We start from the raw sequence: 23,922 nt of genomic DNA on the forward strand, positions 1-23,922 counted from the left end.
GTGGCGCTCTATGACTGTTTGCGAGCTGACTCAGCCCTCAGTAAGCCGCCTCTTCAAAGATCGGCTCGACGCTTTCGCCCCAGGCGCTGTGATAGCGCTCGAGCAGGCGTTCGGCGGGGCTGATGCCGGTCTTGGCGATCTCATCGAGATCATCAAGGAACAGCGCTTCGTTCTCGCCATGGGCGTTCAGGCGCTGGCGCGCCTTGAGGCCGGAGCGGGAGATGGCGAGCGCCTGCTGGGCGATCTCTTGCAGGGTGGTATTGCGGAACGGGGTTTTCAGCGCGGTCTTCGCGGCGCCCAGGCGCATGGCGTCGCGTTCTTCCGCGGTCCAGTCTTTCACCAGATCCCAGGCCGCATCGAGCGCGCTCTGATCATAGAGCAGCCCCACCCAGAAGGCCGGAAGCGCGCAGAGACGATTCCACGGGCCGCCATCCGCGCCGCGTTGTTCGAGGAAGGTCTTCAGGCGCACTTCAGGGAAGAGCGTGGAGAGATGATCTTCCCAGTCGGACAGGACCGGAAGCTCGCCCGGCAGCAGCGGCAGCTCGCCCTTCAGGAAGTCGCGGAAGCTGAGGCCCGTCGCGTCCTGGAAGACCGAATTGCGCTTGACGAAATACATCGGCGCGTCGAGCGCCCAGTCCACATACTGCTCATAGCCAAAGCCTTCATCGAAGGCGAAATGGAGCATGCCGGTGCGGTTGTTATCCGTGTCGGTCCAGACATGGGCGCGATAGCTGAGAAAGCCGTTGGGCTTGCCGTCCGCGAAGGGCGAGTTGGCGAACAGCGCCGTCGCGATCGGCTGCAGCGCCAGCGAGACGCGCATCTTCTTGACCATGTCCGCTTCGGACGCGAAATCGAGATTGGTCTGCACGGTGCAGGAGCGGAACATCATCTGATGGCCCAGCGTGCCGACCTTCGGCATGTAGGCTTTCATGATGTTGTAGCGGTCCTTGGGCATCATCGGGGTCTCATCAAGAGACCATTTCGGCGAGAAGCCGAGGCCCAGAAAGCCCGCGCCCACCTCATCGGCCACTTCACGCACTTCGCGCAAATGGGTGTTCACCTCACGACAGGTCTCGTGAAGGGTTTCCAGCGGCGCGCCGGAGAGTTCGAACTGGCCGCCCGGTTCAAGGGTGATCGAACCGCCATCGCGTTTGAGCGCAACCGGCTTGCCGTTCTCCTCGATGGTTTGCCAGCCAAAGCGGGTCAGCCCTTCCAGAAGCTTGCGCACGGCCGGGCCATCGCCCTCATAGGGCAGCGGCGCATGATCTTTCAGCGCAAAGCCGAACTTCTCGTGCTCGGTGCCGATACGCCATTGATCTGAGGGTTTTTCGCCCGAAGCGATATGGCCGATGAGCTGGGCCTTGCTTTCGATCGGGGCGCCTTCGCCGCCTGCGTTATACGTGCCGCTCATGGGTGCGTGTCTCCCCGCCAGGCCAATTCGTGTGGCCGCACAGTTAGGCGCCCGTATCCCCTACGGCAAGCAGGGAAACAGGTTTTCGGTCACAAGGGTGTGAGAGAATCCGTGATCGCTTACCAGTCGCCCAGCATGGATTGCCAGACAGACAAGGCCGCAGCGGCCGCTGTGTCCGCGCGCAGAATGCGCGGGCCGAGGCTGACGGGCAGGACGAAAGTCTGAGCATGCAGGAGCGTGCGTTCCTCAACCGAGAATCCGCCTTCAGGCCCCACCAGCATCGCCCATTGACCGCCGCGCTCGCGGCCAGCCAGCGCCTGGGCGATCGGGCGGGCGCGGCCATGCTCGCCGCCCCAGGGCTCGGTCTGGCTGTCCCCGCTCTCATCAGCGAACATCAGCGTGCGCGCCGCATCCCAGCCTTCCAGCATCCGGGTCAGGCTGACCGGTTCATGGATCACCGGCAGGTCGAGGCGTTCGGTCTGTTCAGAGGCTTCGCGCGCCAGCGCTTGCATGCGATCGGTGCGCACGCGTTCGGACTGGGTGCGTTGGGTGATCACAGGCGTGATCGAGGCGACGCCCAGCTCGGTCGCTTTCTCGACGATGAAATCGGTGCGCGCCTTCTTCACCGGCGCAAAATAAAGCGCCATGTCCGGCGCGGCGCTCTGACTGCGCCGCTGCTGAACGATCTGAAGGCTGGCGCGTTTCCTGTCTGCGCTCGCCACTTCGGCGCGCCATTCGCCGTCCCGGCCATTGAACAGCCGGACGCCGTCGCCTTGTTTGCGGCGCATGACATTGACGAGATAGTGGGCCTGGTCCCGATCGAGATCCAGCACGGCGCCCCCAGCGAGCGGCGCATCGATATAAAGACGCGGTTCGACACTCATGAATTGCGTTCTAGCTGGACGGCGCCCACGTTCAAGCTCTGAAATGTCGTCGCACGCCAGCCGATGTTCGCACCCGTAACCGTCCCGGCCACAGGAGCCCCGCCATGAAGTCCATCAATCCCTATACCGGCGAAACCGTCTTTGAAGCGGAAACCCATGGGCAGGCCGCCATTGAAGCGGCGATGACCCGCGCAGTGAGTGCAGTGAAAAAGCTCAAGGCCATGGGGATGGACGCAAGGCTCGATGCCCTGCGCAAGGCAGGCGATGTGCTCGATGACCAACGCGATGAAATCGCCGAGTTGATGACCCGGGAAATGGGCAAGCCGATCAAGCAGGCCCGCGCCGAGGTGGAGAAATGCGCCTGGCTCTGCCGCTATTATGCGGATGAAGCGCCGGACATGCTCAAACCCACGCCCATCACTGCGCCCGAAAAAGGCGAGTGCAGCCTCTATCATTTGCCCATCGGGCCGGTCTTCGCCGTGATGCCGTGGAACTTCCCGTTCTGGCAAGTCTTCCGCTTTGCGGCGCCCAATCTTGTCGTGGGCAATCCCGGCATCCTCAAGCATGCCTCCGCCGTGCCGGGCAGCGCGCTCAAGATCGCCGAAGTTCTGGACAAGGCCGGCTTCCCCGAGGGCGCCTTTCAGACGTTGCTGATCGGGTCGGACAAGACCGAAAGCATCATCACTGATGACCGCATTCGCGGCGTCACCCTGACAGGGTCTGAAGGCGCAGGCTCCGCCGTGGCTTCGCTCGCAGGCAAGGCGATCAAGCCCTCCGTCATGGAGCTGGGCGGCTCGGACGCCTTCATCGTCATGCCCAGCGCAGATATCAACAAGGCCGTGGAAACCGCCGTCACCGCCCGCACCCAGAACAATGGCCAATCCTGCATCGCGGCCAAGCGCTTCATCATCCACAGGGAAGTCTATGACGCCTTCACCGCCAAATTCGTGCAATCGATGAAGGAGTTGCGCGTCGGCGACCCGATGGATGAGAGCACCGATATCGGCCCGCTTTCCAGCAAGGAAGCCGCCGACGAGGTCTATGAGCTGGTGGAAGAGACCATCAAGGGCGGCGCTACCGTTCTGTTCGAGCCCGAGCGCAAGGATCACGCCTTCCTGACGCCGGGGGTCCTCGCCGACATCCCACGCGGCACGCCGGGCCATGACTCTGAAATCTTCGCCCCCGTCGCCCTGATGTTCAAAGCCGAAGACCTCGACCACGCAATCGCCATTGCCAACAACCATCCCTACGGCCTTGGCTCGTCGTTCTGGTCGAAAGACAAAAATGAGATCGAGACCGCGTGCACCGACCTTGAGGCTGGCTCCACCTATGTGAACCAGATGGTGGCGTCTGATCCGCGCCTGCCCTTCGGCGGGGTGAAGAAATCGGGCTATGGCCGAGAGCTGGCGCGCGAAGGCCTGCTTGCCTTCACCAACCCCAAGACCATCGCCATCACCGGGCTGGACTAGGCCCGAACACGGGGCGGGTGGAATTTCCACCCGCCCCGCGACGTTCATCCTCTTTCAGTCCGGCGCGCGGCGCGCTATCGATGCGCCATGACTATCGCCCCTGATCGCCGCGTCGCTGACTCCGTGCCCATAAGCTGGGTGGATCGCGCGCCCTCCTCCCTCCGCCCCTATCTGCGGCTGGCGCGCTATGACCGGCCCGTGGGGTTCTGGCTCTTGGCGATTCCGTGCTGGCAGGGACTGGCGCTCGCCAGTGTCAGCACCGGGCTCGACTGGCTCGATCTGTACTGGGCGATCCTGTTTGGCGTTGGCGCGATTGCGATGCGCGGGGCGGGCTGCACCTATAACGACATTGTCGACCGCGATATCGACGCCCAGGTCGCCCGCACCGCCGACCGGCCTTTGGCCGCAGGCACGGTGAGCCTGAAACAGGCCTGGGCGTTTCTGGTCGCGCAATGCCTGGTCGGGCTTCTGGTGCTGGTCCAGCTGCCCTGGCCCGCGATTCTGACGGGGCTTGGCGCGCTGGTGCTGGTGGCGGGCTATCCCTTCATGAAGCGCATCACCTGGTGGCCGCAAGCCTGGCTGGGCCTGACCTTCAACTGGGGTGTTCCGGTGGCGGGCGCGGCGGCCCTGGGTACGCCCTTCGCGCCTGAAATCATTCTGCTTTATGTCGCGAACCTGTTCTGGACGCTGGGCTATGACACCATCTACGCCTGTCAGGACATGGAGGATGACGCCATGGTGGGGGTCAAATCCTCCGCCCGCGCGCTTGGCGGTAATATCCCCCTCGGCGTTCTGGCCTTCTATCTCGTCTGCGCAGCGCTCGCGGCGCTGGCCGGGGTCTTCGCGGGGGCCGGTCTGATGTTCGCGCCCGCCTTTGCGGTCTTCGCGGCGCATCTGCTGCTGCAAGCACGCAAGCTCGACCCGTCAGATGGCCGTGAATGCCTGCGCCGGTTCAAGGCGAACCAGATCACGGGCCTCCTTCTGACCGGCGCCTTCCTTCTGGGCGCGATCTAGGCTCACTCGCCTCTCACCGTCATGTGACTGGCCAAAAGGCCCGCGCGCCATAACTCTTGGGGTAACGCCAAGAGGAGGCCCCACCATGACTGCGCTCAGCCGCCGCCTGTTTCTCGCCACCGGCCTTGCCGCCTTTGCGAGCCCGGCTCTCGGGCAAAGCGATATTGAAGGTCTGGAGGTCGAGCTGTTCGACCATCCCGGCATCACCCCCTGGGGCGCCGAGGATGTGGACTTCATGAGCCTGACACGTGAGCAATGGCATGAGCGGCTCAATGACGAGCAATTCCGTGTCCTGCGTCAGGAAGGCACCGAGCGCGCGGGCACGAGCCCGCTCAACCGCGAACATCGCGACGGGATTTTCGTCTGCGCAGGCTGCGCCTTGCCGCTGTTCTCATCTGAAGCCAAATATGAAAGCGGCACCGGCTGGCCGAGCTTCTGGAGCCCGATCCGCGGCGCCGTGGCCACCAAGCCTGATTACCGTATCTGGACGCCGCGCACCGAATATCATTGCGCCCGCTGCGAAGGCCATCAGGGCCATGTGTTTGAGGACGGGCCGCGTCCCACTCGCCAACGCTGGTGCAATAACGGCATCGCCCTGACCTTTATTCCCCGCGCGGAAGCGTAGTATCGGGGCGGCATGACCGCCCTGACGCCCGACATCGTCCTCAAGGACCACACCCGCATCGGCTCTGCCCCGCTGACGCCGGAACTGCGCTTTCATCTCGCCGATCCGCAGAGCGATCTGTGGCGGCAGGAGGAAGAGGCGCTGATCGCGCAGGGCCTGCCCTCTCCCTTCTGGGCCTTCGCCTGGGGCGGCGGGCAGGCGCTGGCGCGGCTGGTGCTCGATCAGCCGGAGCTGGTGAAGGACAAGCGCGTGCTGGATTTCGCCTGCGGGTGCGGCGTGGCGGGCATTGCCGCAGCGAAAGCGGGCGCAGACCTTGTGACCGGGACCGAGATTGACGCCTTCGCCGTTCACGCCGCCCGCGCGAACGCCCGCCTCAATGATGCTGACATGCAGGTGCTGCACGCTGATCTGGTCGGCTGTGATGATGGCTGGGACGTGGTGCTGGCGGGCGATGTCTTCTACGAGACCGAAGCGGGCGCCGCGATCACCCACTGGCTCGAAAGCCTTCATGACCGCGGCGCGCTGGTGCTGATCGGCGATCCGGGCCGCGCCTATCTGCCCAAGGACAAACTCGGCATCGCCGCCCGGTTCAACGCGCCCCGGGCCGGCGATCTTGAAGATCAGGATGTGGGCGCGGCGCGGGTCTGGCGTTTCAGCGCCGAGCCCCGCGGTCTGCCCGAGATGGACTAGCGCAGATTGGCGTAGCCGCCATCGAGCGCAATGATCTGCCCGGTCACATAGTCCGACGCGGCTGACGCCAGAAACGCTGACAGACCGATCATGTCATCCGGCGTGCCGATCCGGCCGAGCGGAATATTCGCCGCAACCGCATCCCGACCTTCCTGCTGGCTCAGCATAAAGGCGGTCATCTTACTCTCGAACGGGCCCGGCGCGATGGCGTTCACGGTGATCTTGTCGCGCGCCAGACGCCGCGCCATCACCTTGGTCAGATGGTGCACCGCCGCCTTGCTGGCCGGATAGGCGTAGCTGTCCTCCATCATCGGAACGCTGAGACCTTCAATGGAGCCGATATTGATGATGCGGCCCCGGCCCGACGCCTTGGCGCCAGCCTGCAACCGAGGCAGCAGCTTCTGGGTCAGGAAGAAGATGGATTTGACATTCAGATCCATCACCCGGTCCCAGCCATCCTCGGGAAAATCTTCCAGCGCGGCGCCCCAGGTGGCCCCGGCGTTGTTCACCAGAATGTCGATGGCGCCGGTCTGGTCCGCCAGCCAGTCCGCAAAGGCCTGAGCGCCTTCATTCGTGGACAGGTCGGACGGCAGGGCATGAACCTCGCCATGCTCGGACAGGCGCTCCTGCGCCGCCTTCACCGCATCGGGCTTGCGCGAGGTGATGAAGACCCGCGCGCCTTGCTTGAGCAGGCCCGTCGCGATCATCTCGCCAATGCCGCGCGTACCGCCGGTGACAACGGCGGTCTTGCCGGTGAGGTCGAAAAGTTTGGAAACAGACATGATGCTCGCCTCGCTTTTGAATAAGCGCTTAAGCAACCAGCAAACAGGCGCTCTGGAAAGGGGCGGCGTGAAGAAATCGCACAGCGGGACAGCGCACCGCCCGCCCTTGATGTCTTTCACACACGAATGAATCGCGGCAGCTTTCCCCCCATGGCACGCGTTCGCGCCGTTGACCGGCGACTGTTTTTATTGATCGAAATCGCGGCCCGGCGCTTGAGCCGGGAAGCAGATGCGCGTCTGCGCGCTGAAGCCAATGTCACCGCCAGCCAGTCGGCCGTGCTGTTCCTGCTCTTGCGTCGGGGCGAGCGCCGTCTGGGCTCGATCGGCGAGGTGCTGGCGCTTGGTGCGCCAGCCGTTACAGGACTGATCAACCGGATGGAGACGGCGGGTCTGGTGATCAAGCGCAAGGATTCAAGCGACAAGCGCGGCGCGCTCGTGGACCTGACCGAAGCCGGGCGGCGCGCCGCCGAGCGCGCGGATCAGGTCTTGCGCGGCTTCAATGCAGAGCTCGATGAAAAGCTGGGCGAGACCGACGCCGCCATCGTCTATGACGCCCTGACCCGTCTGGCGACGGACACGGACCCGACCTCCTGATCAGGTTCCGCCCCCGTTACTTTCCCGTCGCTGACAGGGCCTGCGGCGCGTTATGCGACGTGGTCTCATAGGATCGGGTCAGAGAAACCGCACGCTTGGCGGCGAAGGTGACGGCATCCTTGGCGTCCCGCACCAGCTCCGGAGATTTGTCGGCATCCGAGCTGACAGCCAGCTCCAGTTTCTCCTGCGCCTCGGCCAGAGGCGTAAAGAAGGTCGTCTTCATCTGCTCAAGGAAACGGCTCTTGGACGCCAGCGTCTCGGTCTGGAACCTTAAGGCGTCCTCGGCGATCTGACGCGTTTCCTGCTCAGTCTGCATGGCTGCGACGGTCTTGTTCAGCAGCGGCCGGAAGATGAAGACGGCTTCACCGGCAAGAATGAGCAGGATCAGAGCCACCTGAAAAAGCTGGATACGGCTGATCCGGTTCAGTCCAAGCTCGGCATGCTCTTCGAACAAGGCGACAGCGTGATGCAGCTTCACAAACATTTCGCCCAGAGCGAGGTCTTCCATGCGCTGTCGTTGCTCGACTGACGCACCGCCCTCCAGCGAGCTGCGTGCAATCCCCACATACTCAGAGATCAGCGCCGTGATGCCGGCTTCAGGCTCGTTGAACAACACCATCAGCTCATCGCGCACATCCCCGGACGAAATCGCCTCAGCTTGCGCCTGAAGCCGGACGTTCGCGGTCTCCAACTCGTCCGCCGTAGCGCGTATCAGCGCGTTATTCTGCTCTTGCGCACGCTGGCCGCTCTGGGTCTCCACCAGAGCCAGCAGCCTCTGGCTCAGCATGCGTTGCTTGCCGCTGACATTGACGATTTCCGCCGTGCCGCGCTCATGGCTCACGGCATGCAGCGTCGCCAGGTGCGCGAAGACCGAAACGATAAAGATCAGCCCGATGGCGATCCCATAGCTCACAAGATAGCGGCGTCTGAGCTGCGGCAGTGTCATGGCCCCTCATCCGGTTCTGAATAACCCGAGTATCACTCCTCAGCCTCGGTCGTGTCGGCCTAAAATTGTGTGAAGCGCCCAGCCTGGCAGGATTTCCGACCAGTTCGCGATTGCTAGACGCTCACCCCATCTCTCCTTAACGTGCCGATACAGACACTGGGGGAGCAGGTCATGATGCGAATTGTTCTGAGCGTAATCGGTATCGTTCTGGCGCTGACGCTGGTGCGGATCGGATATGTGGTCACCCGCGCCAGCGGGACGTTGAGCCATCCTGAGTACACCGACAACGCCGCCTGCACGCCGGTCGAGATCGCGCCGGGGACCGAAGACGTTACCTTTGACCCGGTCTCGGGTCTGGCCTTCGTCTCCGCCGCCGAGCGACGCTCGGGTGAAATGCATCCGCGCAATGGCATTTACGCCTTTGACCCTCAGAACCCTGACAGCGTGCGTCTGGTCTCCATCGACGCACCGGCCGACTTCCGCCCCCATGGCATCAGCCTGTGGCGCGGCGAGGATGACGCCGGACAATCCATCGGTCGCCTCTTCGTCATCAGCCATCCCTATACGGGCCATCAGGTGCTGATCTATGACGTGGCTGACGATGGCGCGCTGTCGCATCTGGAAACGGTCAGTCATGACGCCCTGCGCTCGCCGAACGATATTGTCGGCGTCGGGCCAACCCAGTTCTACGCCAGCAATGACGTCTATTTCGGCGACACGCCCATGGGGTATCTGGAGGCGTTTCTCGGCCTGCCGCTGGGATCCATCAGCTATTATGACGGCCAGGACGGCCGCATTGCGGCTGACGGTTTCGCCTACGCCAATGGCGTCAATGTCAGCGCTGACGGGTCCGAGCTTTATGGCGCTGGCTTTATCGGCCGCACGCTGCACGTCTTTGACAGGGACCCGGCGACCGGCGATCTGACCCGCACCGCCCGCCACCCCGTCCCGCTCGGGCTTGATAATATCGAGGTCGGTTCAGACGGCGCGCTCTATATCGCGGGCAATGTGAATGTCTTTGACTTCCTGGCGCATCAGAAAGACCCGACGTCGCACGCCCCGTCCCAAGCTGTCAGAGTTGATCCGGCGACGGGCGACTGGACGACCGTGTTCGCCGATTCCGGCGAAGCGATTGATTCAACCTCCGTGGCGACCCGCGTCGGAGACCAGCTTCTGCTGGGTGCGGTGTTTGATTCCCACGTCCTGGTCTGCCCCTATTCTGCAGCCCCATAGATTCTCTGCCCCAAGGACAGCGAAATGACTGATCTGATTTCGGTGAGCGACGCGAACGGCGTGCGCACCCTGCGCTTCAACCGGCTGGACAAGAAGAACGCCATTACACGCGCCATGTACGCCGCGATGGCGGACGGGCTGGAAGAGGCCAATACGCGCGCCGATATCCGCGTCGTCATCCTTGCAGGCGGCGAAGGCTGCTTCTCGGCGGGCAATGACATGATGGATTTCATGGAGGCGCCGCCCCATATCGGCGGCGGGGAAACCCCGGCGGTCGAACGCTTCATGATGGCGCTGATGGGCTGCGAGAAGCCCGTGATCGCCGCCGTGGACGGCCTGGCGGTGGGCATCGGCACGACGCTGCTGCTGCATTGCGACCTCGTCTACGCCACCAGCCGCGCCATGTTCACCACGCCCTTCGTCAATCTGGCGCTGGCGCCTGAATTCGGCTCCTCCCAGATCCTGCCGGGCATTGTGGGCCGAGCCGTTGCGAGCGAAATGCTGCTTCTGGGCGCCAAATGGGACGCCAAGAAAGCCGAGGCCAAGAACCTGATCAACGCCGTGCTGCCGCCGGACGGGTTTGACGCCGCCGTGCAGGAGATCGCCCAGCAGATCGCCCAGCTGGCCCCGGGGGCTGTGAAAACCGCCAAAATGCTGATCAACCTGCCGCCTGAAGACATCAAGGAGCGTATCGTGCGCGAGGGCGGCCTGTTCGCCGAGCAATTACGCACCGAAGAGTTCAAGGAGGCGGCCACCGCCTTCATGGAGCGCCGCCCCGCGGACTTCTCCAAATTCGGCTAGAGACACACGGGCTCCGGATCATTCCGGGGCCCGAACTCTATCAGGCGACAGGAAAACCATAGTTTCCATCACCGACAAAGACGCCGCCCCTGTCCGCCATTATGGTCATTTCATCAAAAGGACAGGAGGCCGACATGGCTGATTTCACGATCACGGAAGAGCGTTCGGACAGCAAGGGCCGCTATGTGGCGCGCGGCGACGGCAAGCCGGATGCGGAAATGACCTTCTCCATCGCCAACGCGCACATGATCATCATTGATCATACCGGCGTGCCGGACGCATGGCGGGGTCAGGGGGTGGGCAAGGCGCTGGTCCAACGCGCCGTCGAGGACGCCCGCGAACGCAAGGTCCAGATTGTCCCGCTTTGCCCCTTCGCCAAGGCGCAGATCGATAAAACGCCCGAGTGGCAGGACGTGCTCAAACCGGCTTCAGAGCGTTAGGACAAAGAAAAAAGGGCGGGCTTTGCAGCCCGCCCTTCGCCAGTTTTGCGCTCACAGGGGAGATTATGCTCTCACCCTAGCGAGCCCGCGTTTAAATTTGGTAAGTGAACTGCTTCAGCGAATGCATTTTACATAATCACTCTTGACCCGACCCGCGCCCGGGCGAACCCTCTCAGAAAAATCGGGGAGGAAACCATGCGTCGTTTGTTCTGGGTGATCGTTTTGATCGCCGCACTGGTGCTGGGCGGGTGGGTCTATCTCAGCCAGTCCGTGACCGGCCGCATCTATCTGCCGTCAGGCACCGGGATCACCGCCAAGCAGACCTGTTCGCTGACCTTTGTGTCCGGCCTTGAGCCCGACCGCGCCCAGGCGCTCTACATCACGCCCTTGCTGGGCGGGGCGAATGCGCTGATTTCCGTCGATATCGATCAGGACAACCAGCGCGTGACCAGCGCCGTTCTGGGCGGCCTGTTCAAGCAGACGGCGGTCTATCGCGATGGCATTGGCTGCACGCTGGTGCACAACTCTGACGACTTTGACGCCAGCCTGAGCCTGCCCATCACCAACGGGCCTGACCCGATGACGCTGGATGCGGACTGGCGCGACGCCCATTTTGACCTGGATGCGCTGAACGCAGCTCTGGACGAGGTGTTCACCGAGGATGGCCGCAACACCCTCGCCGCCCTTGTCATCCATGACGGCCATCTGGTGGCCGAGCGCTATGCCGAGGGTGTGACCGAGACGACGCCGCTGCATGGCTGGTCGATGACCAAATCCACCACCGCCACCTTTGCGGGCGTGCTGGTCCAGCGCGGCCTCATCGACATCAGCGCGCCCGGCCAGATCCCCGCCCTTGTCGAGGCCGGACGCCCGGAAATCACCATCGACGACATGCTGCGCATGAGCGGCGGTCTGGATGGGTTTGAGCGCAATGATGGCTCGGACCCCAATTCGGAAATGCTGTTCACCCAGACCGATATGGCGACCTATGCCGCCAACCGGAACGTGCTGCATGCGCCGGGCGAACACTGGGATTATCAGAGCGGCAATACCGTGCTGGCCGGCTCCGCCATGGAAACGGTGATGGGCGACAGTGTGGTTGACGAAATCCAGACCCTGCGCGACTGGCTGTTCACGCCGCTGGGGATGAACCATGCCGTGTTCGAGCCGGACCAGTCCGGCACCCTGCAATGGTCGAGCTATATGTACGCCAGCGCTCGCGACTGGGCGCGTATGGGCGAACTCTATCTCAATGACGGGCGGATCGGGGACGAGCAGATCATCCCGCCCAACTGGCTGACCTATGTCTCAACCCCCACCGTCACCTCTGACGATCAGTATGGCGCGGGCTTCTGGCTGAACATTCCGGGCCTGCCGTCTGATACCGTGGTGATGCGCGGCTTCCAGCAGCAATGGACGTTTGTGATCCCGTCCGAGGATCTGATCGTGCTGCGCATGGGCGCAACGCTGGGCAGTGATGGCGGGGCGCCGGACTTCGCCCGGGCGGTGCTTGCAGCGAGGCAGGACGCCCCGCAACCGGCTAACTGATGTCGGTGCGCTGAAGGATGCGGTCGAACGGGTGCGGCGTCACCCGTTCGGCCTTGCTCATCAGGTCATTGAACCGGGGATGTTGCTGGCGCTTGCCGCGCACCCATTCGCGCGCGCTGTCAGAATTGGACAGGATCAGCGCCAGCCCGATCGCGATCAGGATCAGACCGAACGGCAAGGGCGTCCAGAACAGCGGGACGCCCAGCGCGATCAGCAGAAAACCCAGTGTTTGATATACGAACCTCATGCCAATCAAATGCGCAGGCCGGCGATTGGTTGCAAGGCTCTTAACCCTTTGCTCAGCCCATGGCGCGCTTGCGGCGACGCTTCTGATACAGCATCCACAGGCGCGAGCTGCCCAGGCACAAGCCGGTATAAACCAGCAGCCCGGCGACCGCGGAGGCGATCCCGGCGATGGTCTGCCCGATCAGGCCGAACACCTCGCCCGTATGCAGGAAGCGGATGAAGATGCGCGCCTTGCGCGCCAGCGGCATGTCCGCCCGCGGATCGATGCGGGTCACGCCCTGTCCGTCCCGCGCCGCCTCATAGGTATGGATCGAGCCCGGCTCGACGCCATTGCCGAAATCGAGCGCAAGGGTGGTGATCGCCGCCTCGGGCTCGGGCAGGGTGATCTGCACGCGACGCCCCTCGCGGCGCGATTGCGCCTGCGCCTGCTCGACCAGCGCATCCAGAGACACGGCCTCGCCCTGAAGCGTCACAGGGGCAGCCTCAACGACTTCAGTCTGCTGACTGCCCGAACCCTGCGCGCCGCCAAAGGCCCAGCTTACGAACTCACCCGCCCAGCGATAGGAGAACACCGCGCCGGTCAGGGTGATGAACACCAGCGGAATGGCGAACCACAGGCCCAGCGCATGGTGCCAGTTGAAATGGCGCGCCTTGGCGTTGGGATGGCTCGTCAGCAGCGTCAGGCGCGGCTTCACAAAGGCCCAGCGCCAGAATTTCGGCAGCCACAGATACATACCCGTCAGGCACAAGGCGGTGAACAGCAGGTTGGACACGCCGTTGATCTGGGCGCCCACTTCATTGCGTCCGCCGGTAAAGGCCAGCCAGCGATGGATATACATGACCCGACGGAAGAAGGCGGTCGTGCCCTGCCCCGCCTCGTCCAGGCGCTCACCCGTATACGGGTTCATCAGGAAGCTGTTGCGACGACCGGCCGAAACGCTGACCGCGCCCTCACGGCCATTGGGAACCGTCATCACATGGCCGGGAGCGCCGCCTGCGAGCAGGGCTGCGTCCGCCAGTTCCTGATAGCTCAGGGGGGCGGCGTCAGCGGGGGCGCTGATGGCGTCGTTCTGGGCCATGCGGATCATCTGACGCTCATAGGTCAGAAGCACGCCCGTCACCGACATCAAGAGGATGAAGACGCCCAGCGTCATGCCCACGATCAGGTGGAGCCAGAAGATGATGTCACGGATTTTCATGTTTACCCCCGGTATGACGATGCAGCTTGTACGCGCGTCGTCGCCCTCCTCAGTCGTGGTGCGTCAGTCCGCCGCGCGCCAGGTATAGGCCAGCGGCGCTTCCTTGTGCGCGAAGCGATCAAGATGCTCTTCAACGACCTGTTTGAATTTGTCGATATCCGCCCCCTCAAGCGGGTGGAGCGTGATCACCAGCTGATCCGCCTCCGCTTTCAGCGCGACCTTGCCCAGCGGCAGAGCGATCTCTCCGGCTTCAGGCCTGAAGCTCACCTCGAATTTGTGGCTCCAGTGCTTGCACAGCTGCTGGAGATACCGGCTGGCGTTGGCGGTGGCGGGGGTTGCAACAAGGGTCATGGGATATCTTTCCTCTGCGGGCCGGACGCCCGCAATGCGTCAAAATGTGTGTCGCGCGCTTATAAGAATGAATTGCAAGTACGAGCAAGTCATCTCTCATAACGGACAGCACAACGCAGCTTCGAGCTTGGCCCGCCTGCCGGGCGGGCCTAGTTTGCGTCTCATCTGACAGGAGGGCCGGATGGCGTATAAATCTCTGCGCGACTTCATCGCTTTGCTGGAATCCGAAGGCGAGCTCAAGCGCGTCTCCCGTCCGGTCTCCACCCATCTTGAAATGACCGAGATCCAGACCCGCCTTCTGAACACCGGCGGCCCCGCGGTCTTGTTCGAGAACCCGGTCCATGAAGATGGCCGCCCTGCTGAAATGCCGGCGCTCGCCAACCTTTTCGGCACGGTGGGCCGCGTCGCCCGCGCTGTGACTTTGGGCGGCGAGCCGCGCAAGACGGCTTCTGACCTGCGCGAAGTGGGCGAGCTTCTGGCCTTCCTGCGCCAGCCCGAACCGCCGCGCGGCCTGAAGGACGCGCTCGGCATGCTGCCGCTGGCGAAAACCGTGATGAGCATGCGCCCCTCCACCGTGCGCAAGGCGCCGTGTCAGGAGGTGGTGCTGCAAGGCGATGACATTGATCTTGATCGCCTGCCGATCCAGGGCTGCTGGCCGGGCGAGCCCGCCCCGCTGATCACCTGGCCTCTGGTGGTCACCAAAGGCCCGTCAGACGACAAGCAGGACGACTTCAATCTCGGCATTTATCGCATGCAGAAGCTGGGCAAGGACCGCGCGATCATGCGCTGGCTCAAGCATCGCGGCGGCGCCCAGCATTATCAGCGCTGGAAGAATGAAAAGCCTGATCCCCTGCCCGTCGCTTGCGTTCTGGGCGCCGATCCCGGCACCATTCTGGCCGCCGTCACCCCCGTGCCCGACACGCTGAGCGAATACCAGTTTGCGGGCCTGTTGCGCGGTCAGAAAGCCGAGCTTGTGGACTGCAAGACCGTGCCTTTGAAAGTGCCCGCTGAAGCCGAGATTGTGCTCGAAGGCCATGTCATGCTCGACGAGTACGAGGATGAAGGCCCCTACGGCGATCACACCGGCTATTACAATTCGGTCGAGAAATTCCCGGTCTTCAAGATCAGCGCCATCACCATGCGCAAGGATCCGATCTATCTGACCACCTTCACCGGCCGTCCGCCGGATGAGCCGTCCGTGCTGGGCGAAGCGCTCAACGAGGTCTTCATCCCGTTGGTGCGCCAGCAATTTCCCGAGATCGTTGATTTCTGGCTGCCGCCCGAAGGCTGCAGCTATCGCATCGCCGTCATCTCGATGAAGAAGGCCTATGCCGGCCACGCCAAGCGCGTGATGATGGGCGCCTGGTCCTATCTGCGCCAGTTCATGTACACCAAATGGGTGATCGTCGTGGATGACGACATCAATGCGCGTGACTGGAAGGATGTGATGTGGGCGATCTCCACCCGCATGGACCCGGCGCGCGACATCACCCCGATCGAGAACACCCCCATCGACTATCTCGACTTCGCTTCTCCGGTGTCGGGCCTCGGCTCGAAGATCGGTATGGACGCCACCAATAAATGGCCCGGCGAGACCCACCGCGAATGGGGCGAGAAGCTCTATATGGAACAGGATGTGATCGATCGCGTGGACGCGATGTGGGGCGAGCTGGGGCTGGACTAGTCCCGCAACCGCTTAACGCCCCGGTAACTCACATTACCAGTTCCGCGTGCAAAAGCCGGTATTTAGGCGCATAGCTAGCGTCATGAACTCGGTTTTCGCATCCGGCGTACAAGCCTTCCAAGCCGCCACAGCGCGGCTGGACGCTGCGGCAGGAGCGGTCAACCGCGTTCGCCCATCGACCATCCCTGCCGCGCTTACCCAAAGCGCTTCAGCTCCTGACGCGTCCGCCGGGCGATCCGACGCCCCCCCACCACCCGCCGGTCCCGGCGGGCGCGTTTCTTCTTTCGACGATGACTACGTCACCGCCATGGTTGATATGATCCGGGCCGAGCATCAGGCGTCCGCCGCCACATCCATCATCCGCTCCGCCGATGAGATGATGGGCAACCTGCTGGATACCAAGGCCTAAATCTCTTTTCCGGTCATAGTGTCACTGCGCGCATCATCAGGACGACGTTAAGTCTTCTGACCTAGTCTGTGCGACATGGCCGCGTCTGAATTGACCCCATTTGAGGAAAATTTTCCCGATCCCTCAGCCTTGCCTGACGGGAGCGAGGAAGAGCGTCTGCATATCCATATCTGTGAGACGAGCCGGGTCCAGCGCGCCATCCTGGTGCGCATGTTGAGCGAAGCGGGCTTTTTCTGCAGCGCCTCCGGCCACGCCCAGGAGAGCCTTGACCGATTGCGTCAGGATCCGCCGGACATCTTCCTGACCGCCATCGAGCTGCCGGACTTTTCCGGGCTGGAAGCGTGCTGGCGGGTCAAGGCCAATCCCGAGACCGAGCATATCCACACCATGGTGCTCTCCGCCTCGGGCCAGGAAGACAAACTGGCGGAATCCCTGGATTCCGGCGCGGACGACTATCTGGTCAAACCCATCGACAAGAACGAGCTGAAAGCGCGGATGCGCGCCGCCTCGCGCATTGTCCGGCTGACCCAGCGCATGCGCGCGGAAGCGGAAACCGATGCGCTGACGGGCGCCTACAACCGCCGCGTCTTCATGCGCACGCTGGAACGTGAGCACAGGAAGGCGCTGGATCAGGCCCTGCCCTTCAGCGTGCTCATGGTCGACCTCGATTTCTTCAAGAAGATCAACGACACCCATGGCCATGCCAGCGGCGACCGCGTGTTGATCCAGACCGTGCGCACGGCGAAAACCCTGCTGCGCCCGCCCGCCATGTTCGGGCGTCTGGGCGGCGAGGAATTCGCCGTCCTCTTGCCCGGCCAGGACGAGACCGAAGCCATGCAGACCGCCGAGAAGCTGCGACTCGCCCTGCAGGCCATGTATGTGGAAAATGACGAGGGTAAGCCCATTCCGGTCACCGCCTCCATGGGCCTCGCCACGCTGCACGCCGGTGATCTGGAGTCCACGGGCGAGAAGATGCTCGGCGAAGCGGATGCCGGGCTTTACAGGGCCAAGGAAGGCGGACGCAATCAAGTCTGCATGCCCTGAGCTTTTCCTGCTTCAAGGATCGCACTAGGGTCCGGCCATGACCCAAGTTTCCGTTGATATCGTCTCTGACGTTGTGTGCCCGTGGTGCTGGCTGGGCCTGCGCTATTGGGATCAGGCCCGCGCTCTGGTTCCCGAGATCCAGACCGAAACCGTGTATCGCCCGTTCCAGCTCGACGGCGCCGTGCCGCGCGAGGGCGTGCCCTATTCTGACTACATGAAGAAGAAATTCGGCGATGGCCCGGACGACCGCTTCAAGATGATGCGCGAGCATCTCGAACAGGCCGGTCCGGCAGCGGGAATTACCTTCCGCTTTTCCGGCATTCCCATGCGCCCCAACACGCTCGATGCGCACCGCGTCATCCGCTGGGCGCAGGGTCAGGATCTGGGTGAGGCCGCCTCCGAGCGCCTGCACAAGGCCTTCTTTGACGAGCATCTTGATATTGGCGATCCGGCGGTTCTGGCCCGGCTGGCGGGTGAAATCGGCCTGGAAACAGAGATTGTCGGAAATCTCCTCTCATCTGACCGTGACCGCAAAGAGGTTCTGGAGGAAGAGCAATTCTTCCGTCGCCTGGGCGTTCAGGGCGTGCCATGCTTCATCTTCAACGGTCAGTTTGCGGTTTCCGGCGCCGAAGCGCCCGAAGTGCTGGCTGACGCTATAAGGCAGGCGGCAAGCCTGCCCCGGGACACTGACGACGCCGAGTAAAGCGGCGCGCATGACAGGGGGAATTTCATGACAGCGCTTCAAGTCGCGAGTCTGTATGTCGGTCTCAATCTGGTGATCCTGCTGATCCTCGGGATCAATGTGATCCGCTACCGGGTCAGCACCAAGACGAGCCTCGGCGTCGGGACCGACCCGGCGCTCGAACGCGCGTGCCGGGCCCACGCCAATGGCGCGGAATGGACGCCGGGCGCGCTGATCGCGCTTGTGCTGATGGCCATGCTGGGCGCCCCAGTGATGGCGATCCACGCCATCGGCGTGACCCTGACCGTTGCGCGCGGCATCCATGGATACGGGGTCGCCAGCAAGGATGGCCCCAATCTTGGCCGCTTTCTTGGCGCGCTGATGACCCTTGTTCTTTATGCGGTTCTAGGCGTCGGACTCGTCCTTCACGCCGTGACGGGCTGACCCCTCAGCCGATGTGACGCGTTGCGCTTGGGCCCGTGTTGACGTTATGGGATCGCTATGACCGATCAAAACGCCAGCGCCGGCCTGGGCGCGCCCGACACCCAATCCCTTCTCGCGCTGGCCCATGAGCTGGTGGACCGCGCCAAACGCGCCGGCGCGCAGGAGGCCGAAGCCGTCCTGTCTGAATCGCGCGCCATCGAAGCAGGCGCCCGCGAGGGCAAGCTGGAAACTGTCGAGCGCAGCGAAACCCGCGACGCCGGTCTGCGCGTGCTGATCGGCAAGAAACAGGCGGGCGTGGCGTTCTCCGACCTCTCCGAAGCGGGCATGAGCCTCGCCGTCGAACGCGCGGTCGCCATGGCCAAGGCAGCGCCTGAAGACCCTTATTGCGGTCTGGTTGATCCTGACAAGCTGGCGCGGAAAATTCCCGAGATCGCCACCTATGAAGTGTCGGACTTCACGCCCGAACAGCTTGAGGCCGCCGCGCTGGAGATGGAAGCCGCCGCCCTGTCGGTCAAAGGCGTCGCCATGTCCTCGGGCTGCGGCGCCAGCGCAGGCGTGGGCGGATCGGCCTTCGTCACCTCCACCGGATTTGAACGCGCGCGCCTGGGTTCACGCTGCGGGCTGGGCGTCGCCGCCATCGCCAAGGATGCGTCCGGCGCGATGGAGCGCGATTATGACAGCCACGCCGCCCGCCGCCGCTCGGATCTGAAGACCGCTCGGGAAATCGGGCTGAGCGCCGGTGAACGCGCGGTCAGCCGTGTGGGCGCGGAAAAGCTCGCCACCGGCAAGATGTCGGTCGTCTTTGACAAGCGCGTCTCCACCACCTTTGTCTCCTCGCTGCTGGGCGCGATCTCCGGCCCCGCCATCGCCCGCGGCACCTCATTCCTGCGCGACAAGATGGGCGAGCGCCTGTTCAGTGAGGGCGTGGATATCATCGAAGACCCGCTGCGCGACTGGAGCTTTGGCGCCCGCGCGGTGGATGCCGAAGGCGTCGCCTGCAAGCCGCGCGCCCTGATTGAGGACGGGGTGCTGACCACCTGGCTGCTCAATTCCTCAAGCGCCCGCCAGCTCGGCCTTGAACTGACCGGCCATGCCGCCCGCAATCTCGGCGGCGCGCCGGGCGTCGGCGCGTCGAACGTGCATCTGACGCCGGGCGAGCTGGATCGCGACGGGCTGATCAAGGAAGCCGGCGAAGGCGTTCTCGTCAGCGAAATGTTCGGCCCTTCGCTCAACGCCAATACCGGCGACTGGTCCGTCGGCGTCGCAGGCTACGCCATCAAGGGCGGCAAGCTGGCCGGTCCGGTCAGCGAGATCACCGTGGCGGGCAATCTTCTGGATATCTTCGCCCGGCTCGTGCCCGGTTCGGACCTTGAATTTGACAGCGCCATCAACGCGCCCAGCGTGCTGGTGGAGAACCTATCGATCGGCGGTCGCTAGATGACCGACGCGCGCGCAGACCGGGATTTGCTGGCCGACGCCGCGCGCGCCGCCGGAAAACTCGTCCTCGCCTTCCGCGCGCGCGGCATGCGCGACTGGGAAAAGAACCCCGGCGATCCGGTCAGCGAGGCCGATCTCGCCTCGGATGCGCTCTTGCAGGAACGCCTCAAGGCGGCCCGGCCCGACTATGGCTGGCTGTCTGAAGAGACCGCGGACGACCAGTCCCGGCTTGAGCGCAAGCGCAGCTTTGTCATCGACCCGATCGACGGCACGCGGGCGTTTCTCAAGAACAAGCCTGAGTTCGTCATCTCCTGCGCCGTGGTCGAAGCGGGCCAGCCGCTGGCCGCCGCCATCTATGATCCCAGCGCAGACGTGATGTATGACGCCGCCCTCAAACAGGGGGCACGCAAGGATGGCGCTGCGTTGACCATCAGCCGTCATGACAGCATTTCCGGCGCGCGCCTGATTGGCGATCCGGGGCGGCTGGCCGATCTCAGGGCGCTTGGCGCGGACGCCCATACCGTCAACTCCGCCGCCCTGCGCCTGTGCCTTCTGGCCGCGGGCGAAGCGGACGCCGTGGTCGCGGTTCGACCTAAGTGGGACTGGGATCTCGCCGCTGGTCATCTATTGGTGGAAGAGGCGGGCGGGGTCTTCACCTCGTCGAAAGGCGAGCCGATGTATTATAACCGGACAAGCGCTGTGCAGGACCCGCCGCTGGCGGCTGGCCCGGCGCTTCACGCCTTGCTATTAGACCGCCTGAATCAGAACAGATAACGCCCTTCAAGGGAGACTCCCCATGAGCGACACGTCTTCTCAGCAACTGCTCCACCTGGTGATCGGCGGCGAGCTGAAGGATATCGGCCCCTGCGCGCCCGAGTTCAAAGACCTCACCCAGGTTGATTTCGTCGGCGCCTTCCCCAGCTATGATGAAGCGCGCGAGGCGTGGAAATCCGCCGCGCAGCGCACCGTGGACAATGCGCACATGCGCTATTTCGTGATCCACGCGCACAAAATGCTGGATCCGTCCAAGAAGGACTAAGCGCCCTGTCCGAGACGCCTTCTCAGAACGGCGCCCTGCCCGGCGCGCCCAAGCCTCAGAGCGCGCGCTCGTTTGCGCTGGCAAAGCGGCTCTGGCGCGAACAGATCACAAAGCACAAGGCCCTGCTGGCCTGGGCGACCCTGCTCGCCGCCATCACGGCGGGCGCGGCTTCGGGCTATGGCGTCGTGGTGCAAAAGGCGTCCGGACTTCTGGAAAACCGCGAAGCGAGCGTCCTCTGGCTCGCGCCCGCGCTCATTCTGGGCGCGGTGATCGTGCGCTCGGTCAGCCTGTTTTTACAGAACCTCGCCACCAACCGTCTGGCGCTGGCGATCATGCGCGACTTGCAGGTCGCCATGTTCGACCGTCTGATCACGGCGGACTTCCAGCGTCTTGAGCGCGAGCCCGTGGGCGCGATCATCTCGCGCTTCACCAATGACATCACCATGCTGCGCGAGGGCCTGATCCGCGCGGCGAACAACCTCACCCGCGATTTCCTCACCGTGGTGGGCTGCCTTGTGGTGCTGTTCTGGCTCGACTGGGCGCTGACGCTCGTCGTGCTCGCCGTGCTGCTGGTGGCGGGGCATCCGATCACCGTCATCGGCAAGGCGATCCGAAAGCGCGCAGGCGATATCCAGGACCAGATGGGCGATGTGTCGAGCTTTCTTGAGGAAGGCTTTTCCGGCGCCCGGATGATCAAGACCTTTTCGCTCGAAGACTGGTCTCAGGAGCGCGCCAGAGGCCGCTTTCAAAGCCGGTTCGAGCTGTTGCTCGCCATGGTCGCCCAGCGCGCCCGGATCGAGCCGATCATGGAGGTCGCCGCCGGCGTGGCGCTCGCGGTGATCTTCGGCTTTGCGGGCTGGCGGGCGCTCAACGGCGCGACCGAACTGTCCGACCTTCTGGGCTTCATCGTCGCGTTTGGCGTGATGAGCTCGCCCATCCGCGCCCTCGCCTCGCTCTCGGGCGTCTTGCAGGAAGGCTTTGCAGTGCTCGACCGCGTCTTCGCCCTGCTCGATGAACAACCCAACCTCACCGAAAGCCCCGACGCCCAACCACTGGTCTTTGAAAAAGGCCATGTGGAAGTGCGCGATGTGCGCTTCCAGTATGAGGCGGGCGTGGATGCGCTGCATCAGATCACGCTCGAAGCCAGACCAGGCGAGACCATCGCCCTTGTCGGCCCGTCCGGTTCTGGCAAGACAACGCTGCTGAACCTCATCGCCCGGCTTTATGACCCGATTGAAGGCGCCGTGCGGATCGACGGGCAGGACATCAAATCGGTCACCCTCGCCTCGCTGCGCACAAAGCTCGCGCTGGTCAGTCAGGAGGTGACCCTCTTTGACGACACGATCCGCAACAATATCGCGCTCGGAAAGCTCGGCGCCTCTGAAGACGAGATTATCGCAGCCGCCAAAGCCGCCGACGCCCATGATTTCATTCTGGGTCTCTCAGGCGGATATGACACGCAGGCGGGGCCGAAAGGCTCGAACCTTTCGGGTGGTCAACGCCAGCGCATCGCCATCGCCCGCGCCATCCTGAAAGACGCGCCAGTCCTCTTGCTCGACGAAGCCACCAGCGCGCTCGACGCCAACTCCGAGGCGCGGGTGCAAGAGGCGCTCGACAAGCTGAGCCAGGGCCGCACCACCATCGTCATCGCCCACCGCCTCGCCACCGTACGCAAGGCCGACCGCATCTATGTCATGAAAGCGGGCGAGATCGTGGAAAGCGGCGACCATGACAGCCTGATCGGGCAAAACGGCCTCTACGCGCAATTGAGCGCGCTACAGTTTGCGGACGGGTAATGTCGTGAATTCCCGGGCGAGCATCGCGAAGACCCCGGACCTCCTCCGATTTAAGAGCCTTATCCCGCACGAGCCCCCGGCTCTGCGCTGCGCTTGGCCGGGGTTTCATTCTCTATGACTGTCATTCACCGGTTTATCCGGTGAACCCATGCCGTGACAGATGATCAAACCCACCGGCATGGATCCCCCGCATGAAGCGGGGGATGACGAGTGTGGAGGTTCAATAAATCTCTCCTTCCCGGCGAAGGCCGGGACCCAGAGATCATCAAGCGCTGCATTTCCGGCTCTGGGTCCCCGCCTTCGCGGGAAAAGAGCAGGAGAAAACCTTCACCCCGCCCACAACCCGCAGCGCTTGAGGTCGCCCATGCGTTCCTCCGGCGCGTAGACCGTGTTCTCGCGCCCCTGCACGCCGGGGCGCAGGCGGGCGCCGTCAAAGGCGGCGCGGGTATAGCCCAGCTCCGAGGTCAAAAGCTGATCGGCGTCGGCGTTTGATTGCATCAGGATCAATGGGCGGCAGCGTTTGAGCGTGTCTTTCGCGCCGCGCACCACGGCGTCAAACCAGCCCGGCGCGTCGATCTTAATGAAGCCCGGCTGCAGATTGAGCATGTCGAGGGTGAAGGTGCGCGCCTCACCCGCCATCATTTCAAAGCGGTCCGGATCAAACCCCGCCACGGTCTCATCACTCAGCCAGGTGCGCGACTGATCAGGATCAAACGAGGCCAGCCCGTCATACACAAAGCCGCGATAGACCGGCACATAGAGCCGCCGCGCCTCGTCCCTGTCGCTCAGCCCGCAGGCATAGACCGCGAGCGCGGGATCATCGTCAAACAGGGTCGCCAGCCCCGTCGCCAGATGCACATTGGGTTCAAAGGCATGGATCAGGGCGTTGGGCTGGTAGAGGCGGATCGCATCCACGCTCTGGCCGCGATGGGCGCCCACATCGATGAAGACCTCGCCCGGATCGGGTCGCCAGCGCGACAGGAGGGAGAATTCGGCTTCAAACGGGCGCCGCAGCGTGCGGCGCATGAAGCGCTGAACGCTGGCCTTGGCGTCCACCAGCGCCGGGAACCGGCTCTGTAAGGCGCGGATATGGGTATCGATCGACATGCTCGCCTCCTGCACCCCAAGGATGCAAGCGACGAGCCATCAACCCC

At 63.6% G+C, this 23,922-nt stretch carries 25 protein-coding genes; 17 read left to right on the forward strand and 8 right to left on the reverse strand.

Annotated features, from left to right (window positions below; translation table 11 throughout):
* Positions 1-37: 37 nt before the first annotated feature.
* Together ACFELO_RS10360 and ACFELO_RS10365 are read right to left on the reverse strand one after the other, a co-directional pair.
* On the reverse strand, positions 38-1,411 hold the full coding sequence (locus tag ACFELO_RS10360; protein ID WP_440957692.1) for a glutamate--cysteine ligase: 1,374 nt from the start codon (positions 1,409-1,411) through the stop codon (positions 38-40).
* Between the two features lie 119 nt (positions 1,412-1,530).
* Positions 1,531-2,295: a 16S rRNA (uracil(1498)-N(3))-methyltransferase gene (locus ACFELO_RS10365; protein WP_440957693.1), complete on the reverse strand. Its 765-nt coding sequence runs from the start codon at positions 2,293-2,295 to the stop codon at positions 1,531-1,533.
* A gap of 104 nt (positions 2,296-2,399) precedes the next feature.
* Between ACFELO_RS10365 and ACFELO_RS10370 the strand changes: the two genes are divergently transcribed.
* The 4 genes from ACFELO_RS10370 to ACFELO_RS10385 all read left to right on the forward strand — a co-directional run bounded on the left by ACFELO_RS10370 (position 2,400) and on the right by ACFELO_RS10385 (position 6,093).
* Positions 2,400-3,764: an NAD-dependent succinate-semialdehyde dehydrogenase gene (locus ACFELO_RS10370; protein WP_440957694.1), complete on the forward strand. Its 1,365-nt coding sequence runs from the start codon at positions 2,400-2,402 to the stop codon at positions 3,762-3,764.
* 87 nt (positions 3,765-3,851) lie between these two features.
* Entirely contained in the window at positions 3,852-4,778 is a 927-nt protein-coding gene (gene ubiA / locus ACFELO_RS10375; RefSeq protein WP_440957695.1) for a 4-hydroxybenzoate octaprenyltransferase, read from the forward strand.
* Positions 4,779-4,863: 85 nt separating this feature from the next.
* The gene (gene msrB / locus ACFELO_RS10380; protein ID WP_440957696.1) at positions 4,864-5,403 is read left to right on the forward strand and encodes a peptide-methionine (R)-S-oxide reductase MsrB; all 540 of its coding nucleotides are present in this window, start codon (positions 4,864-4,866) and stop codon (positions 5,401-5,403) included.
* 12 nt (positions 5,404-5,415) lie between these two features.
* Entirely contained in the window at positions 5,416-6,093 is a 678-nt protein-coding gene (locus tag ACFELO_RS10385; protein ID WP_440957697.1) for a class I SAM-dependent methyltransferase, read from the forward strand.
* Here ACFELO_RS10385 and ACFELO_RS10390 read toward each other — a convergent pair.
* The gene (locus ACFELO_RS10390) at positions 6,090-6,875 is read right to left on the reverse strand and encodes a glucose 1-dehydrogenase (protein ID WP_440957698.1); all 786 of its coding nucleotides are present in this window, start codon (positions 6,873-6,875) and stop codon (positions 6,090-6,092) included. The two genes, ACFELO_RS10385 and ACFELO_RS10390, sit on opposite strands and share 4 nt — an antisense overlap.
* Before the next feature lie 150 nt (positions 6,876-7,025).
* On the opposite strand from ACFELO_RS10390, the gene ACFELO_RS10395 reads away from it, so the two are divergent.
* Entirely contained in the window at positions 7,026-7,469 is a 444-nt protein-coding gene (locus tag ACFELO_RS10395; protein ID WP_440957699.1) for a MarR family winged helix-turn-helix transcriptional regulator, read from the forward strand.
* A 16-nt stretch (positions 7,470-7,485) separates the two neighbouring features.
* Here the strand turns inward: ACFELO_RS10395 and ACFELO_RS10400 are convergent, their stop codons facing one another.
* A complete protein-coding gene (locus ACFELO_RS10400; protein ID WP_440957700.1) occupies positions 7,486-8,415 on the reverse strand; it encodes a type IV pili methyl-accepting chemotaxis transducer N-terminal domain-containing protein in 930 nt (309 codons plus the stop codon).
* A 171-nt stretch (positions 8,416-8,586) separates the two neighbouring features.
* Between ACFELO_RS10400 and ACFELO_RS10405 the strand changes: the two genes are divergently transcribed.
* From ACFELO_RS10405 to ACFELO_RS10420, 4 genes are all read left to right on the forward strand, one after another.
* The gene (locus ACFELO_RS10405; protein ID WP_440957701.1) at positions 8,587-9,648 is read left to right on the forward strand and encodes a strictosidine synthase family protein; all 1,062 of its coding nucleotides are present in this window, start codon (positions 8,587-8,589) and stop codon (positions 9,646-9,648) included.
* Between the two features lie 24 nt (positions 9,649-9,672).
* Entirely contained in the window at positions 9,673-10,449 is a 777-nt protein-coding gene (locus ACFELO_RS10410; RefSeq protein ID WP_440957702.1) for an enoyl-CoA hydratase, read from the forward strand.
* A gap of 134 nt (positions 10,450-10,583) precedes the next feature.
* Positions 10,584-10,889 carry a GNAT family N-acetyltransferase gene (locus tag ACFELO_RS10415; protein WP_440957703.1) on the forward strand — a complete coding sequence of 102 codons (306 nt, stop codon included), beginning with the start codon at positions 10,584-10,586 and terminating at the stop codon, positions 10,887-10,889.
* Between the two features lie 195 nt (positions 10,890-11,084).
* Positions 11,085-12,437 (forward strand): serine hydrolase domain-containing protein, encoded by a 1,353-nt coding sequence (locus ACFELO_RS10420; protein WP_440957704.1) that lies wholly within the window; start codon positions 11,085-11,087, stop codon positions 12,435-12,437.
* Here ACFELO_RS10420 and ACFELO_RS10425 read toward each other — a convergent pair.
* The 3 genes from ACFELO_RS10425 to ACFELO_RS10435 form a co-directional block, all read right to left on the reverse strand.
* Positions 12,430-12,684 carry a hypothetical protein gene (locus ACFELO_RS10425; protein ID WP_440957705.1) on the reverse strand — a complete coding sequence of 85 codons (255 nt, stop codon included), beginning with the start codon at positions 12,682-12,684 and terminating at the stop codon, positions 12,430-12,432. The two genes, ACFELO_RS10420 and ACFELO_RS10425, sit on opposite strands and share 8 nt — an antisense overlap.
* 52 nt (positions 12,685-12,736) lie before the next feature.
* The gene (locus tag ACFELO_RS10430) at positions 12,737-13,882 is read right to left on the reverse strand and encodes a PepSY-associated TM helix domain-containing protein (protein ID WP_440957706.1); all 1,146 of its coding nucleotides are present in this window, start codon (positions 13,880-13,882) and stop codon (positions 12,737-12,739) included.
* Positions 13,883-13,945: 63 nt separating this feature from the next.
* The gene (locus ACFELO_RS10435) at positions 13,946-14,233 is read right to left on the reverse strand and encodes a DUF2218 domain-containing protein (protein WP_440957707.1); all 288 of its coding nucleotides are present in this window, start codon (positions 14,231-14,233) and stop codon (positions 13,946-13,948) included.
* Between the two features lie 181 nt (positions 14,234-14,414).
* On the opposite strand from ACFELO_RS10435, the gene ACFELO_RS10440 reads away from it, so the two are divergent.
* The 8 genes from ACFELO_RS10440 to ACFELO_RS10475 all read left to right on the forward strand — a co-directional run bounded on the left by ACFELO_RS10440 (position 14,415) and on the right by ACFELO_RS10475 (position 22,768).
* Positions 14,415-15,917, forward strand: coding sequence for a UbiD family decarboxylase (locus ACFELO_RS10440; RefSeq protein WP_440957708.1), 1,503 nt, complete (start codon positions 14,415-14,417; stop codon positions 15,915-15,917).
* 538 nt (positions 15,918-16,455) lie between these two features.
* Complete coding sequence (locus tag ACFELO_RS10445; protein WP_440957709.1) at positions 16,456-17,370, forward strand: GGDEF domain-containing response regulator; 915 nt, start codon at positions 16,456-16,458, stop codon at positions 17,368-17,370.
* A 37-nt stretch (positions 17,371-17,407) separates the two neighbouring features.
* Positions 17,408-18,073: a DsbA family oxidoreductase gene (locus ACFELO_RS10450; protein WP_440957710.1), complete on the forward strand. Its 666-nt coding sequence runs from the start codon at positions 17,408-17,410 to the stop codon at positions 18,071-18,073.
* A 27-nt stretch (positions 18,074-18,100) separates the two neighbouring features.
* The gene (locus ACFELO_RS10455; protein ID WP_440957711.1) at positions 18,101-18,496 is read left to right on the forward strand and encodes an MAPEG family protein; all 396 of its coding nucleotides are present in this window, start codon (positions 18,101-18,103) and stop codon (positions 18,494-18,496) included.
* Positions 18,497-18,553: 57 nt separating this feature from the next.
* Positions 18,554-19,933, forward strand: a complete 1,380-nt coding sequence (locus ACFELO_RS10460; protein WP_440957712.1) for a TldD/PmbA family protein — start codon at positions 18,554-18,556, stop codon at positions 19,931-19,933.
* Complete coding sequence (locus ACFELO_RS10465) at positions 19,934-20,707, forward strand: 3'(2'),5'-bisphosphate nucleotidase CysQ (protein ID WP_440957713.1); 774 nt, start codon at positions 19,934-19,936, stop codon at positions 20,705-20,707. It begins immediately after the preceding gene.
* A 22-nt stretch (positions 20,708-20,729) separates the two neighbouring features.
* Positions 20,730-20,972 (forward strand): DUF4170 domain-containing protein, encoded by a 243-nt coding sequence (locus ACFELO_RS10470; protein WP_440957714.1) that lies wholly within the window; start codon positions 20,730-20,732, stop codon positions 20,970-20,972.
* Positions 20,973-21,160: 188 nt separating this feature from the next.
* Positions 21,161-22,768 (forward strand): ABC transporter ATP-binding protein, encoded by a 1,608-nt coding sequence (locus ACFELO_RS10475; protein ID WP_440957715.1) that lies wholly within the window; start codon positions 21,161-21,163, stop codon positions 22,766-22,768.
* A 327-nt stretch (positions 22,769-23,095) separates the two neighbouring features.
* Here the strand turns inward: ACFELO_RS10475 and ACFELO_RS10480 are convergent, their stop codons facing one another.
* Positions 23,096-23,875, reverse strand: a complete 780-nt coding sequence (locus ACFELO_RS10480) for an FkbM family methyltransferase (protein WP_440957716.1) — start codon at positions 23,873-23,875, stop codon at positions 23,096-23,098.
* Positions 23,876-23,922 lie beyond the last annotated feature (47 nt).

It is taken from the genome of Oceanicaulis sp. LC35, assembly GCF_052055585.1.
Lineage (GTDB): Bacteria > Pseudomonadota > Alphaproteobacteria > Caulobacterales > Maricaulaceae > Oceanicaulis.